Consider the following 14,342-nt stretch of genomic DNA (forward strand, 5'->3'; position numbering starts at 1 on the left):
GCGATAGCGGAGAGGTCACACCTGTTCCCATGCCGAACACAGTAGTTAAGCTCTCCAGCGCCCATGGTAGTTGGGGCTCGCGCCCCTGCGAGAGTAGGACGTTGCCAGGCACTTTTCTTCCATTCCACAGTAGCTCAGTGGTAGAGCAATCGGCTGTTAACCGATCGGTCGTAGGTTCGAATCCTACCTGTGGAGCCAAATGGAGAGCTGTCCGAGTGGTCGAAGGAGCACGATTGGAAATCGTGTGTGCGGTCAACGCCGTACCGAGGGTTCGAATCCCTCGCTCTCCGCCACTTTTAAATATAGGCCCGTTGGTCAAGTGGTTAAGACACCGCCCTTTCACGGCGGTAACACGGGTTCGAATCCCGTACGGGTCACCAACCATAATTCATTAATATATAGAATGCATGTTAAGAACGCAACGTCCTGTTGCAACACATGCACTAGTACATCCTGTACGTTGGAGGATTAGCTCAGCTGGGAGAGCACTTGCCTTACAAGCAAGGGGTCGCAGGTTCGAGCCCTGCATCCTCCACCATTCAAAAAAGAATACTTTCCTTATTATCGCGGGGTGGAGCAGTCTGGTAGCTCGTCGGGCTCATAACCCGAAGGTCGCAAGTTCAAATCTTGCCCCCGCAACCAAAATTTTCTTGTAGCGTTGAATAAACTTCTGCGAAAGAAAATAATCATTGTACTTGAAGAGTGCAACAAAATTTGGTCCGGTAGTTCAGTTGGTTAGAATGCCTGCCTGTCACGCAGGAGGTCGCGGGTTCGAGTCCCGTCCGGACCGCCACTATAAACTTATCAATTATTGGCTCGGTAGCTCAGTCGGTAGAGCAACGGACTGAAAATCCGTGTGTCGGCGGTTCGATTCCGTCCCGAGCCACCACTTTTAAAGTTTTCTCTTTCTTATAAATAAAAATGTTCAATAATTATGGAGGGATAGCGAAGTTGGCCAAACGCGGCGGACTGTAAATCCGCTCCCATCGGGTTCGTAGGTTCGAGTCCTACTCCCTCCACCATTTATAAATTTATATTTGATAATAATAATCGTAGGGGTATAGTTTAACGGTAGAACAGAGGTCTCCAAAACCTCCAGTGTGGGTTCGATTCCTACTACCCCTGTTTTTAAATTATGGCGATCATGGCGAAGTGGTTAACGCACCGGATTGTGGTTCCGGCACGCGTGGGTTCGATCCCCACTGGTCGCCCCATTTAAAATATTGGGCTATAGCCAAGCGGTAAGGCAACGGTTTTTGGTACCGTCATGCGCTGGTTCGAATCCAGCTAGCCCAGCCATTTATGCGGAAGTAGTTCAGTGGTAGAACATCACCTTGCCAAGGTGGGGGTCGCGGGTTCGAATCCCGTCTTCCGCTCCATTTTAATTTAACATTCTGATTATTAAATCATATACTATTAATATCGAGGCGGTATAGCCAAGTGGTAAGGCAGAGGTCTGCAAAACCTTTATCACCGGTTCAAATCCGGTTACCGCCTCCATTTTCTATTTATGCCGGTGTGGCGGAATTGGCAGACGCGCACGACTCAAAATCGTGTTCCTTCGGGAGTGTCGGTTCGACCCCGACCACCGGTACTTATTTTTCCGTTAGTAAGATAATCAATTAATCGTGAATATACTGAAATAACAACGTTTCTCACATTGTGGGAGACGTTTTTTTATCTTTGTTTTTGATAAATCGTGCGAACTAATCGTGTGCAGACGTACGAATAATTTAAATGGCTGTTTATGTTCTTCTAAAAGGTGAGTTCTTAAGACGGTAGTCCCATCAAAGTCATGTCCGATAATCATCGGATTCTTTAATCCCCAGAATTCAAGTAGTTCAGAAAGAACTTTATTCTGAACTCCTAATGAGACATCTATATCAGTCTTCTCAGAATAACCATATCCAAGAAGGTCGTAGTAGTACACAGTGAACCACTGACTAAGTGCAGGAATAATATGTCTCCAATTAAAAGAAGACCAAGGGGTTCCATGTACGAGCACAACGGAGGGACCTTCACCTTTTATATCATAACTTATTTTTCCGTATGTTGAGGAAAAGCTCTTGGTTAGTCTATGTTGTTCCATGAATATTACCTCCTTTTATTTAATTACTATACATAATAAATATATCATTTTTACATCGTACTGCCTTGTTAGTTCCAGAAGCCTTACTTCACTATCTAACCGATTGTTGAAAAAAGCTAATGACGATTGTTCAGCTAACCTGCCCCGTTAGTTGAACAATAAAAAGCGATGCTTCTTTATTAAAGAATCGCACCAGTAGTATTATAAGTATAATGTTAAATTGATGTCAGCTTCACCTTTTTCTTGTAAGTTTATTTGCATGCTCACCATATTCATTCAAAATTTTAAGTAATAGCATTAAGCTTCATACCAGACTTTTGTAAAGTCTATCCACCCTAACGCATTGAAGGAAACTCCTTTAACATAATGAGGGTAAAAGGCAAATTGATTCAATCTATATAGGTGAATATGTCCATTTTGTTCTATGCATTTACTCTCAATTTGCTTTAATAAAGAAAATATATTTTCATCCTTTTTACAACAGGCGGAAATTGATTCTCTTGGTAAGTGATATTTTAAGAGACTATGGTTTCCTCTAAATGCTGAAAGATATGTATATAAATCACTTTCATCCCCAATTTGTTCCCCAAGGATAAGATCAGCTTCTTTGCTAAGTGGATGTTTATGTATTTCAACATAATCGTAAAATTTGAGCCTAACTATAATTCCTTCATCAAATAAAACTTTCTGAATCCACTCTGCATCCGCTTCATTTCCTGCACCACGATAACTAACTAAAGTGAGTATTTCTCCTTTGTAGCCACTTTTTGCTAGAGCACTTCTTCCTTCACTAATCGTTCGTTTCTGTTCTTTTCCTTCAGACTTTTCTAGTAAGTGGGATGCGGCTTTATACCTTGAACCGCCTAGTTCATCAATTATTTTAATGGGTAATATAAAATGAAATATAGCATCTCTTAATAAAGCATTATTAGAAAGAATGCCTCTCTGTAAATTTAAAGTAAGCAGTTTGCTCCCCTTGTCTAGCTTCGTATACTTGTTAAAGTTCTGAAGCTTTCTCCCCTGATACGGGTAATGATAAAAGTTCATTTCTTCAAAATGGGGAATATGATTCAGATCAGTAGCATTATCATAAAGCTTTGGAAAAAAATAAATGGTGATTTCATCTAGAAAGGGACATCTTAAGAAATATTCACGAAAGACGGTTAACACCAATTTTTCTTCATCATTCTCGGTGACTTTGAATGGACCTGTACCAATTGGTTTCTGTTCTACTATGGGTATATCCATCGGAATAATGCTTCCTCCCAAAGATGAAGCTAAATGTAAGAAATATGGACAAGATGTACCAAACTCAAATTCAACGACATAGTTATTCCTAACTTTTATCTCTTCCAAATCTTCAACTATCCATTCATAAGCTGATGGACTTTTTTTATGCCGGATAAAACTATAGCGGACATCCTCTCCTGTCATTTCCTCTCCGTGATGAAAGAGGACTCCTTTTTGTAAATAAAAGATCCATTTTGTATAGTCAGCATTATGCCTCCAATGATGAGCCAAATGAGGTAAAAACTTATTATCTTCTTCCTGATAAAAAACTAGTGTACTGAATATATGACGCATGATGTGATTTTCAGATCGCCTCCAGATTTTAGCTGGATCTAAAACAGGCAGTGGTCTGTAAGAAGGAAATTGTAATCTTGACAGCTTACCATCTGCTGGGGCTATTTGTTCATTGAGGTATGAATGGAATATCCAATCAACAAATTCACGCTGCAGTGAATCCCTTACTTCATGTTTCCTTAATAGTCTAATAGCCGCGTCAATGGATGTTGGTGTTAACATGTTTTTTGCTTCGTTTATAAGAAGGGTTTCCACATTTTCTAAAAGAATCATACTGGAGTAATTTCCTCTTCCTTTGCCTGGCTTCCATTCAATCCAGTTTTGTTCCTCAAATTTTCGTAGGATAATCTTAGCATTGCGATGAGAGCATGAAAGAAGATCTGCAATATCATGCACTGTGATCTGAATCTCCTGGTGAGTTACTTTGAACCTTCGAAAAATAAGGTTATAATGTTCTATTAATTTCATAATCAACACCTCATTGAAAAGGGGAAATTTAATTAGTTCAATTATACACTTTTTTTCCTCTTTTCAGAAAGTACAATGAAAGTAGGAGGTTGATATCAATGAAAGTTATAATTGCATCATGGAATCAAAAAAAGGTGAAGAAAATACAGCATTTCTTTAAAGACTTACCAATAGAGATAGCTCCTTTATCAAGTAAGTTTAAAGATATCGAAGAAAATGCCGATACATTCATTGAAAACGCACAATTGAAAGTGGAAGCGGTCAAAAAGCATTTTCCCACTAACATTATTTTAGGAGAGGACTCTGGGTTAACAATCAGCTACTTAGAAGGTTTTCCCGGAGTCAAGACAGCACGATTTTCTCCGGGCAGTGATGCACATCGTGCAGAGAAGCTGGTAGTAAAGCTTGCTGGTGTTTCTTTAAGCAATAGAACTGCTCAATTTAACAGTAGCATCGCAATTGCTTTTCCAAATGGCGAATCTGCAGTTTGCAACGGAATCATGCATGGGTGGATTAGCAATAGGATTAATGCCAACATCCAGGGATATGGTGATATTTTCTTATTAAGCGATGGTAAAGTTCTTTCTGACTATGATGAGTGCTATAATCCTTTTAATCATCAGAAACTAGCCTTATTTCAGGCAAAGCAACATATTTTCGAATGGCTGGACAGACATACCTCATGACTACTGCTAAAAGGAAAGTCATTGGAATCGCAGTTATTACAGCAGCTGCACTGCTCGGAGATTCAATGTTAATTATTGCATTACCCGTTTTTTGGCAGGATTTTGGTTTAACATCACTATGGCAAATTGGTATTCTGCTTTCAATTAACCGATTTGTTCGGCTTCCCATTAATCCTTTAGTCGGGATGTTTTATCAAAGGTTCGAGCTTCGTACAGGTGTTTTGATTGCTTTGTTAATTGCGATCGGAACAACTGCTTCCTATGGGATATTTAAAGAATTCTGGGTGCTCTTTCTTATGCGTCTCTTTTGGGGTATTGCCTGGTCCCTGCTCCGCCTTGGAGGATTCCTGACTGTAGTTGAAGTCACAACCGAGCATAACAGAGGTAATCTTGTCGGCCTATATAATGGGCTCTGGGGAATAGGAGGCCTAGTAGGGATGCTAGGTGGAGGAATACTCGTTGACCAAACCTCAATTATGTTTGTGACTTCCCTATTTGCTGCTCTAGGTCTACTAGTACTGCCAGCCGTATTTTTCCTGATTCCTCTATCTAAAACGAAGCACCAGGAGAAAGTAGAGGATTACTCTCACAAGAAATGGCTTACATTATCTGTTGGATTTATTCTCATCACGAGTTTGATGGTAGGTTTTATCATTTTTGGTCTCTTTGCTTCTACACTTAGTACATCCATTGAAACCAAATACTTCAACAATTGGAGTGTAGCCCAATTTACCATTGGGTCAGCTACTATAGCTGGTATCATTCAAGCATTACGATGGGGATGGGACCCTTTTTTAGCTCCGAAAATTGGAAAGATGATTGATTCAAGTAGAAAACCGAATATATTTATTATAATCCCTTTAATCATAGGGTCTCTTTTGCTTTATGGATTAGGTCAAGTACGGAGTATTATACCGTTATTGGTTCTACTCTTATTGTTTCAATTGATTTCCACTATTATTGTTACAACTACTGACACTATTGCCGTTCAAGCTGCCAGTAAAACAAATAAAGTGAAAGTCATGACTGCGCATACGATTGTGGTTGATGTAGGAGCAGCGTTAGGACCATTACTAGCCTTTTTATTAATGAGTGTATATAATCTAGCAGTTGTTTACTATTTATCAGGATTATTGTTTGCTTTACTAGGAGTGAGCTGGATCACTCTTATTCTAATGAAAAAGAAGATAACTCAATAGCTAGCTACTATAACACTAATGCCTCTACAACTAACTAGTATTTGGAGAGGCGTTAGATTAAACTTTTAATATTATATATAGATCAAATTAAAAGCTAGATTGCCGTTCGGTTTAAGTTGTTAGAAAACTGTTGTCTTTTTATGAAAAGGATACCGAAGAAAAATCTTGTTGGATTGTTAAAGTAAACTGCCCCGATAGTGAAAAAGTGATCCTTCGTATTGAAGCATCGTACCCGTTACATTAAGTGCAATTTTCAAAAACTTGTATTCTATTGATACCACTTAGGTTTTAATCTACTGAAGTAATCATGATCTTCTAAATACATATACACTTTATCTAACATCTCATTCATGTTGTTTGGAATAGTTTTTAAAGTCCATACTACATTGGAGAAAACACACATTGCTAAATATAGTAAATACAATCTCCAAAACGCTTCATCTGGTTCTTTATTATTAGAATAACCTTTAATTTGTCCTATTGAAAAAGGGATGCTATTAGCTGGTTTAGTTTAATAATCCACGCTTCAATACTACCATAATATTCAAAAAACGTTTATTAAGATAAAAGACAATCGTTTTAATGTTCGCCTTGTTTAATTAAAGCACCCGTTAGTTTAACATGGGTCGCACTATTTTTAATTATGCAGTTTATCAGTTATTTGTTTTAAGTGGTGAGCATCGTGTTTTACGAAAATCTTCGTAAAACTTTCTCCAGAGAGCTTTCTTTTACCTCCACCAATAGTAAACCTAACATCTCCGTCTAAACTTGAAAATCTTTCAGTTAATTCCTTTCGAGTTAAAACAAAATTATCTATAATAGTTTCAACTGAGTAATCTTTAATAAAAGTCATAGCCTCTTCATTATGTTGGTCATGGTCTGGGAACTTCGGTAAATCAGCATCTTGAACCATTAAGGGTACCATATTTTCTAAGTTGAATTTATCCCACTAGTATAGATGACCCACGATTTCTCTGATTGACCATTTCCCTTCTCTAATAGGTTCAGATAGTATCTCTTCAGATATTTCTTTCAAGTCCAAAATATTATCAACCATCTTTTCAAACTGACTTAGCGTTTTATTCATTTTATATCCTCCTCATAAATTTGTTAGAATATTGAAACCTCTATATTACCACAAATTGTAAAAAAAACAGAAACGTTTGTTCCTATTCTTGATTACAATGATTAACAAGTATATTTGAGAAACCTGCCCCGTTAGTTAAAGAAGATTTAAAAATCTTAACTAAGGATGTGGATTTTTTACAATTACATAACCGCAATTGGTGTATTATTATTGACTCCCCATTAAATCTCCCCTTGCTTAAGCGCAAAACCTAAGCTTAAGCTTATTTTTCTGTTTGAAGTCCGCACTCCTACAATCATTCATGATAAATTTTTATAAACTAATGTAGAAGAACGTATCCATACAACAATTCTTGTTATATGTCTCAAGTAATCATATAACATTCTCTAAACAGATGTTATACACAAAAATCTTATAAAGGAGGTGATAAATAAATGAAACTACAAGGAGGATGCTGTCCAACGTATCCTACGATAACAGAAGAGATTTGCGGGAATTTCAATGGACCTTTAGAAGCTGAGGAAATTTGGAGTGCATCTGCTGGAGCTTATCGATCCGCAACGTTTCAACTGTTTAATGATATTACCAGTACCGAAACCGTAACTGCAGCAGGAGATGCGACACCAGCCATCGATTTAAGTCCAGCACCAGGAAATACAGATACACAATCCGTCAATAATCCCACTTCCTTTACCATCACAGCAGCTGAAGGAGATAGTGGAACCTACTGTATTACGCTCTATCGTAATCTGGGATTTGTACCGACACCCACACCACCAGAACCTACCTGTACGGACTTAGTGTATTTTACAAATTTACTCGATAATACAGTCTCCCAAATAGATCCTGAAACGAATACTATCATTGCTACCATTCCTGTAGGAAATCAACCATTTGATGTAGCACTTTCCCCGGATGGTACACTCGCATTTGTCACAAATGTATTAGATAATAGTGTTTCCGTTATTGACACTGATTCCAACACTGTCATTGCTACCATTCCTGTGGGGGGCGCACCAGAAGAAGTAGCCTTTACTCCTGACGGTTCACTCGCTTATGTCACAATCAATCAAACTGCTTCTGTTTCGGTAATTGACGTCTCAACCATGACTGTTATTGACACGATTCCGGTTGGAAGCGAACCAGTAGGAATTGACATTACTCCTGACGGTACTCGCGCTTATGTCGTAAATTCATCAAGTTTTACAGTCTCTGCGATCGACATAGCAACGAATACAGTCATTGCTACCATTCCAGTTGGTTTTTTACCAAGAGAATTAGCAATTAATCCTGAGGGCACTCTTGTTTATGTCGCAAACGCAGTAGATAGTACGATCTCCGTTATAGATGTCGCGACCAATACGGTTATTGCTACCATTCCAGTAGGGAGTACACCGTTTGAAATTGCCTTTACTCCGGATGGGTCTTTCGCTTATGTCGCAAATCAAGGTAATAATACGGTCTCCGTTATTGACGCTGCTACCAACACTATCGTTGATACTATTACTGTTGGAGCTATGCCAACAGGGGTAGCAATAACACCTGATGGAGCTTTTGTTTATGTTACAAATCAAAATGAGGATACAATCTCAGTCATTGACACCGCGACCAATACGGTCATTGCAACTATTCCAACGGGGGATACTCCATTTAGAATAGCAATTGGAACGGTTTGTCTGTAGGATAAAGTTCTTTTAAAATTTATCGATAACTGGGATTGCCCATGGTCTGAGCATTAACCAGCAAATAGACAGCTCTTTTATGAGCTGTCTATTTCTTATAAAGAGGCTCCATGATGAAAGGTAGGGCATCCCAAAACATCTATATTTTATTGAAAAAAGGTGATATAATCTGTCAGAATCATTCATTCAATTAAGGATGTTAACATATTGAGTAAAAAATCGTTTCATATATATAACATTATAATTCTGTTGTTATTATTGTCATTAAATTTATTAGTGTTATTCGGTGCAGGTATCAGTGAAGGTGAGATTGATTTTGTTACTTGGTTTGCGCTAATAGCTTCATTTGTAATATGGGGATTATTTTACTTTCTTCAATTTGCATGTTTTAACAATAAAATTTGGAGAATATCCTGGCTTGTTGTAATGGTAATATTACTTTTCTTTTGGGAAACAGGACTTGGAACCTCTATTGGTAGGATGATAGTTTAAATTCGCTCTTCCAAAATCTATACAGAACAATGTGGGTTTAAAATAAAGTTTAACCATTTGTAATTGAATTCAACTGTTTATAAAAAAGTTGCACCGTTATACCCCTCTGGATATGCTCGTTTAAAGAGCTGTTTTTAACAACCATATACAGTATTGGTTCGTTCATTCTTGCTATAAGAAAAGTGACATGTTAAGATTTATAATGAACGTTCTATATGGAGGGTGTTACATGAAAAAATCACAGAAAAAAGAAGATATAATTAACACAGCTGAGACATTATTTTATCAGCATGGTTTTCATGCAATTGGTGTAAAAAATATATTGGAGCAAGCAGGAGTAGCAACAATGACCATGTATTATCATTTCCAGTCGAAGGAAGATGTTATCAAAGAAATATTAATTCAAAGGGAAAAACACTATTTTCAATTGTTGGAAGCTAAAATCGACAGAGGGAATAGTATTAATCAGTATGTAGAGTCGCTAATTAAAGCACACCTGGATTGGATAGAAACTGAAGGTTTCAATGGTTGTTTATTCTTAAGAGCTAAGCAGGAATACGAAGGTATAAACGAAGAAATTGCTTCAATAAGTAGAGAACATAAAAAAAGACTCTTAAACAAAATTGAAAATGATCTGAAGCTCCTTAAGGCTCCCAAATCCCTCAGTGTGCAAATATCTACTATACTAGAAGGAATAACATCGATGGTTCAAATACTAGAGTTAGATAAGGTGAAAAAGACGGCACTTGATTTAGCGAAAAGTATTCTGGATTCCGAAAAATGATTTTAACAGGAAATAAGTAGAGAATAGTGTCTTAAATTTACATTGTTCTCTATATTTTTCACTTAATTATTATAATGAACGTTATATATAAAAAGGAGGAAGAACTATTATGAATCCAAAAAAATTAATAGCAGTGGGCTTACCAATGATTGCTGTAACGTATGGTTTATCTCGATTTAGTTATGGCCTAATGCTTCCATATATTAACGAAACGATTAATATGGATCAATCAACTAGTGGCATCATCTCGTCTTTATCATACATTGCTTACTGTATAGCAATAATATTTGCAATGGCGTTTTCTAATAAAGTTACTCCAAAATCTCTTCTTGTGGTAGCTGGATTATCATCGATTCTTGGTTTGGGTATAATATCCATTTCTTTTAATCCGGTAGTACTAGGTTTAGGGATATTTTTGGCAGGGTTGAGTACAGGGGTTTCATCCCCGCCATACGCTAATATTGTTAGCACTAACGTAGAAACAAGGTTCCAGAATCAGGCGAATTCATGGATTAATTCCGGTACAAGTATTGGAACAGCCTGTACAGGGGCAATTGCAATCCTTATGACTAATAGCTGGAGAGAAACATATTTGATATTTATGATCATTGCTATTTTTGTGCTGATTGTTAATTATAAAGTACTTCCAAAAGATCAAAGTTCAGAAAGGAAGGGAACAGTTGGCTACTCTAAAAAGGAATGGAGACGGTCTTTTCAACTAATTATTGCATCCTTATTTATAGGAATATCCTGTTCGGCATATTGGACATTCTCAAGAGACTTTATATTAAATTTGGATAGTGTTCCTACATACCTAGGAGAGTGGTTTTGGGTAATTATTGGAGTAGCTGGCTTATTGGGAGGAACTGCTGGTACATTTATACAAGAGTTCGGGTTAATAAGTGCGTATAGGCTTTCTGTATTAGCAATTGCCACTTCTTCCCTAATCCTAGGAATTTATCCAGGTAACAATATAACAGGATTCCTGTCACCAGTACTTTTTGGAAGCTCTTATATTTTCATAACAGGGGTCTTCATCGTATGGGGGATTTCTGTGTTTAAAACTAACCCATCATTCGGACTAGGAATACCGTTCTTAATACTTGCACTGGGGCAAGCCATGGGGTCCATTTTCTCAGGAGTAGTAGCCGATATATCAGGATATCCTATCCTTTTTATCGGGGCTTCTATAATTGGTTATGTAACCTTAGTATTTAAACCCAAAACAAATTAGAAATTTTGCTTATACTACAAAAATGATCAAACTTTATTTTCAGGCTACACATTGTTCACTCTATTTTTTTATTATAATGAACGCTATATATAAATATGTAATGCGGAAAAATGAATAGTAGTGCGCTTGCCAATGTCTCGGTTTAGTTAAGGTCTAATGCTTCTATGTATTAACGAAACGATTAATAGTCAATCCAACTAGTGGTGAAATCTCATCTTGGGTCCTACCAGCAAAACGCGGAAACATACGTTTAACAAAATGTGACACAATAAAAAGGAAGATTGCGTACGTAAAGGATTTGAAAAAACGTGAAATAAATCCACTTTGCGGCACAAATTCTGACGATGTTACCTTAATTATTTTAGGGGTAAAACCAGCAACTGGTTCTACCCCTTGTTAAGGTTTATTTTAAGATAAGGTTATCGAGCATTAGAACAGTAGCTGGTATCCAACCTTTAAGGTTGCTTTAAGTAGCCTTTTTTAGTAGATTAATTCCTATAGTCCTTGTCCCCAATAGTTGCGGATCATGGGTCCAAGAGCTTGCAGTTGAAGGTTTTTTCTAAACGGTTTTATTCTCCTCCTCTTTAGCGATACCCTCCCTTGCTGCTTCTATAAAAGATAATATGATTGGTGAAAGCCACTTTTCTTTATGCCAAGCCATATGAGTATATACTTGTACGTCCGAAAATTGCCATGGAAGAGCAACAAGATCACCACGTTCAACTTCTGCTTCCACTGTGATTTCAGGAAGAAAGGCAATACCGATTCCTGAAATTGCACATTGTTTAATGGCTTCGGCATTTTGAAACTCCAAATAAGTAATACTATCAATGCCTTTTTTCTCAAATGATCGATCAAACATGGTTCGATAAGGACAGCCCTTTTCATTAACCAGTAATACTTCTCCGTGAAAATCTTCCTGTTGCAGTACAGGTTGTTTCGCAAGTGGATGGTCAGGAGCAACGAACAAGCGGAAAGTTTCTTTCAGTAACGGTTCTACAGCAAGTCTCTTTGAGAGAATAGATTCGTCCAGCATAAAGACGACATCCGCGGTTCCATCAAAGAGTGTCTGCTTGAGTTCCTGATTTGGAACAGAGCGGAAGATAAGTCGAACTCCTGGATGGCGGGAACGAAATAGCTTAAAGATAACTGGGAGGCGATAGGCGCAAAGAACCTCGTTGGCACTTATTGTAAGGGTGCCTCTAATATCTTCGTTGTCATGAACGGTATTGCGAGCTTCGTCTAATTCTTCTAGAACGCTTTGGATATGAGTTAAAAAGCGTTTACCCGCAGTGGTGAGAACGAGCTGCTTGCCCAAGCGGTCAAAGAGAGGAACACCAAGTTCTTCCTCCAATGCTTTTATTTGCATCGTAACGTTGGAGGGGACGTAGTTCAGCGCGTCCGCAGCCCGACTAAAATTTAAAGTGGAAGCAACTGTGCGAAATGTTTTCAGTTGGCGTAATTCCATTATACTGTCCCCCTTTTATTTTCAATATTATTGAATGCTGATTTGAATTTTATTCACTTTTATTGAGAGTACCATGGGATTATACTTAGTACAAGAAATACATTCTAGATGTGTTTCATTTTTGAAGGGGGCGACAATACAATGGATTATGAGATTTTTGATTTGGGTGACGTAACCTTGCAATCAGGAGTAACGTTACCGAACGCATTTCTTGCATATAAGACTTATGGAGAATTGAATGAAAAGAAAGATAATGTGATCGTCTATCCAACTGCTTTTGGCGACCATCATGTTCAGAATGAATGGTTGATTGGAAACGGCATGGCCCTAGATCCGAGAAAATATTTCATTATCGTTCCAAATCTGCTAGGAAACGGGTTATCTTCGTCTCCTAGTAATACTCCTGCTCCATTCGACAAGGCTAATTTTCCTCAGGTAACCATCTATGATAACGTTAATTTACAGCATCGACTGGTGACCGAAAAATTCGGCATTCAGAAGATTGCTCTGGTAGTTGGATGGTCAATGGGAGGTGTTCAATCATTCCAATGGGGGGCAAGCTACCCCGACATGGTGGAACGAATTGCCCCCTTCTGCGGAGGTGCAAAGACTTGGCCGCAAACGTATATAGTTCTGGACGGAATGAAGGCTGCTCTTATGGCTGCAGTTGGCCATGATTCAAGTAAACTAAATCATTTGACTTCCGCAGACATGCGCGCTGTTGGTCGTGTCTATGCGGGATGGGGCTTATCTCAGTCCTTTTACAAAGAGGAACTTTATCGTGAGATGGGATATGATTCATTGGAAAATTTTGTGGCTAGAGTCTGGGAAGATAGCTTTATGAGGATGGATCCACACAATGTCCTAGCCATGTTATGGACTGGACAAAATGGAGATATTAGTGCAAGCTCCACCTATAACGGAGATTTCAATGAGGCGCTTAAAGGCATTAAAGCGCTGGCTATCGTCATGCCAAGTATCACGGATCTCTTCTGCACGGCGGATGATAACGAATACGAGGCTAAGCATATCCCTAATGCTGTTCTTAATCCTATCGAGTCAATCTGGGGTCATTTTGCCGGCCGCGGAATCAACAGTGCTGATAATAAATTTATTGATGACAACCTAAAGCGCTTATTGGAAACTTAAATTTCCTTAAAAATCGTAAAATATGGGTCTGCTATGTATTTTGATTAAACATAAAGATAAGACAGTGACTGAGTGGGATACTTTAGCAAAGAAGTATAAGTATCCTGCTTCCTCACGTTTAATATATGTATTTGGATTATGGAATGGCGTGAAAGTAACCTTAACGCGGAAGGTATTTATATTGTAGAAGAAAGAATGTTGAACTTTTTCGAATTAAGATAATAGTGGAGAAAGTTTTGATTTTCAAGAGAGTGGGTAAATAATCTTGTTAGCTAATTCTAGCAAGTCTACTACTGTTTATTCATCCAAATATATAATTTTACCGAAACAAGGCTTCTTATGAGTAGAAGTCTTGTTTTCTTTTGGAAGAACGTCACTCCCACTAAATGAATAGCCTATTGAAGGAGGGAAGAATTATAT

At 38.0% G+C, this 14,342-nt stretch carries 12 protein-coding genes, 14 tRNA genes and 1 rRNA gene; 22 read left to right on the top strand and 5 right to left on the bottom strand.

Annotation, left to right across the window (positions count from 1 at the left end):
- The 15 genes from rrf to ACTNEP_RS18515 all read left to right on the top strand — a co-directional run.
- A 5S ribosomal RNA gene (rrf, locus tag ACTNEP_RS18445) occupies positions 1-110 on the top strand; the annotation flags it as partial.
- A gap of 13 nt (positions 111-123) precedes the next feature.
- Positions 124-198, top strand: a tRNA-Asn gene (locus ACTNEP_RS18450).
- A gap of 3 nt (positions 199-201) precedes the next feature.
- Positions 202-293, top strand: a tRNA-Ser gene (locus tag ACTNEP_RS18455).
- Between the two features lie 12 nt (positions 294-305).
- Positions 306-380: transfer RNA gene (locus tag ACTNEP_RS18460), tRNA-Glu, on the top strand.
- An 82-nt stretch (positions 381-462) separates the two neighbouring features.
- Positions 463-538 (top strand) — tRNA-Val (locus ACTNEP_RS18465).
- 27 nt (positions 539-565) lie between these two features.
- A tRNA-Met gene (locus ACTNEP_RS18470) sits at positions 566-642 on the top strand.
- A gap of 74 nt (positions 643-716) precedes the next feature.
- Positions 717-793 (top strand) — tRNA-Asp (locus ACTNEP_RS18475).
- Between the two features lie 20 nt (positions 794-813).
- Positions 814-889: transfer RNA gene (locus ACTNEP_RS18480), tRNA-Phe, on the top strand.
- 47 nt (positions 890-936) lie between these two features.
- Positions 937-1,022: transfer RNA gene (locus ACTNEP_RS18485), tRNA-Tyr, on the top strand.
- Between the two features lie 32 nt (positions 1,023-1,054).
- Positions 1,055-1,125: transfer RNA gene (locus ACTNEP_RS18490), tRNA-Trp, on the top strand.
- Positions 1,126-1,138: 13 nt separating this feature from the next.
- Positions 1,139-1,214, top strand: a tRNA-His gene (locus ACTNEP_RS18495).
- Between the two features lie 10 nt (positions 1,215-1,224).
- Positions 1,225-1,299, top strand: a tRNA-Gln gene (locus tag ACTNEP_RS18500).
- Positions 1,300-1,304: 5 nt separating this feature from the next.
- Positions 1,305-1,379 (top strand) — tRNA-Gly (locus ACTNEP_RS18505).
- 47 nt (positions 1,380-1,426) lie between these two features.
- Positions 1,427-1,500 (top strand) — tRNA-Cys (locus ACTNEP_RS18510).
- Between the two features lie 12 nt (positions 1,501-1,512).
- Positions 1,513-1,594, top strand: a tRNA-Leu gene (locus ACTNEP_RS18515).
- A 24-nt stretch (positions 1,595-1,618) separates the two neighbouring features.
- Here the strand turns inward: ACTNEP_RS18515 and ACTNEP_RS18520 are convergent.
- Both ACTNEP_RS18520 and ACTNEP_RS18525 read right to left on the bottom strand, forming a co-directional pair.
- The gene (locus tag ACTNEP_RS18520) at positions 1,619-2,089 is read right to left on the bottom strand and encodes an alpha/beta fold hydrolase (RefSeq protein WP_441163448.1); all 471 of its coding nucleotides are present in this window, start codon (positions 2,087-2,089) and stop codon (positions 1,619-1,621) included.
- Positions 2,090-2,386: 297 nt separating this feature from the next.
- The gene (locus ACTNEP_RS18525; RefSeq protein ID WP_441163449.1) at positions 2,387-4,141 is read right to left on the bottom strand and encodes an ABC transporter substrate-binding protein; all 1,755 of its coding nucleotides are present in this window, start codon (positions 4,139-4,141) and stop codon (positions 2,387-2,389) included.
- A gap of 98 nt (positions 4,142-4,239) precedes the next feature.
- Here ACTNEP_RS18525 and ACTNEP_RS18530 point away from each other — a divergent pair, with 98 nt between their 5' ends.
- Together ACTNEP_RS18530 and ACTNEP_RS18535 are read left to right on the top strand one after the other, a co-directional pair.
- Positions 4,240-4,827 carry a non-canonical purine NTP pyrophosphatase gene (locus tag ACTNEP_RS18530; protein WP_441163450.1) on the top strand — a complete coding sequence of 196 codons (588 nt, stop codon included), beginning with the start codon at positions 4,240-4,242 and terminating at the stop codon, positions 4,825-4,827.
- Positions 4,824-6,026, top strand: coding sequence for an MFS transporter (locus tag ACTNEP_RS18535; protein ID WP_441163451.1), 1,203 nt, complete (start codon positions 4,824-4,826; stop codon positions 6,024-6,026). Before ACTNEP_RS18530 ends, ACTNEP_RS18535 begins: the two co-directional genes overlap by 4 nt.
- 637 nt (positions 6,027-6,663) lie before the next feature.
- On the opposite strand, the gene ACTNEP_RS18540 is transcribed toward ACTNEP_RS18535, so the two are convergent.
- On the bottom strand, positions 6,664-6,939 hold the full coding sequence (locus ACTNEP_RS18540) for a DinB family protein (RefSeq protein ID WP_441163452.1): 276 nt from the start codon (positions 6,937-6,939) through the stop codon (positions 6,664-6,666).
- 36 nt (positions 6,940-6,975) lie between these two features.
- On the bottom strand, positions 6,976-7,113 hold the full coding sequence (locus tag ACTNEP_RS18545) for a hypothetical protein (protein ID WP_441163453.1): 138 nt from the start codon (positions 7,111-7,113) through the stop codon (positions 6,976-6,978).
- Positions 7,114-7,547: 434 nt separating this feature from the next.
- On the opposite strand from ACTNEP_RS18545, the gene ACTNEP_RS18550 reads away from it, so the two are divergent.
- The 4 genes from ACTNEP_RS18550 to ACTNEP_RS18565 all read left to right on the top strand — a co-directional run bounded on the left by ACTNEP_RS18550 (position 7,548) and on the right by ACTNEP_RS18565 (position 11,305).
- Positions 7,548-8,795 (top strand): YVTN family beta-propeller repeat protein, encoded by a 1,248-nt coding sequence (locus tag ACTNEP_RS18550; protein ID WP_441163454.1) that lies wholly within the window; start codon positions 7,548-7,550, stop codon positions 8,793-8,795.
- Positions 8,796-9,002: 207 nt separating this feature from the next.
- Positions 9,003-9,287, top strand: a complete 285-nt coding sequence (locus tag ACTNEP_RS18555) for a hypothetical protein (protein ID WP_441163455.1) — start codon at positions 9,003-9,005, stop codon at positions 9,285-9,287.
- 229 nt (positions 9,288-9,516) lie between these two features.
- Positions 9,517-10,071, top strand: a complete 555-nt coding sequence (locus ACTNEP_RS18560; RefSeq protein WP_441163456.1) for a TetR/AcrR family transcriptional regulator — start codon at positions 9,517-9,519, stop codon at positions 10,069-10,071.
- 109 nt (positions 10,072-10,180) lie between these two features.
- Complete coding sequence (locus ACTNEP_RS18565) at positions 10,181-11,305, top strand: MFS transporter (protein WP_441163457.1); 1,125 nt, start codon at positions 10,181-10,183, stop codon at positions 11,303-11,305.
- 559 nt (positions 11,306-11,864) lie between these two features.
- Here ACTNEP_RS18565 and ACTNEP_RS18570 read toward each other — a convergent pair.
- Positions 11,865-12,773 carry a LysR family transcriptional regulator gene (locus tag ACTNEP_RS18570; protein ID WP_441163458.1) on the bottom strand — a complete coding sequence of 303 codons (909 nt, stop codon included), beginning with the start codon at positions 12,771-12,773 and terminating at the stop codon, positions 11,865-11,867.
- A 141-nt stretch (positions 12,774-12,914) separates the two neighbouring features.
- Between ACTNEP_RS18570 and ACTNEP_RS18575 the strand changes: the two genes are divergently transcribed.
- Entirely contained in the window at positions 12,915-13,922 is a 1,008-nt protein-coding gene (locus ACTNEP_RS18575; RefSeq protein ID WP_441163459.1) for an alpha/beta fold hydrolase, read from the top strand.
- Positions 13,923-14,342: the final 420 nt, after the last annotated feature.

The organism is Gracilibacillus sp. HCP3S3_G5_2, from assembly GCF_052063305.1.
Classification (GTDB): domain Bacteria; phylum Bacillota; class Bacilli; order Bacillales; family Amphibacillaceae; genus Gracilibacillus.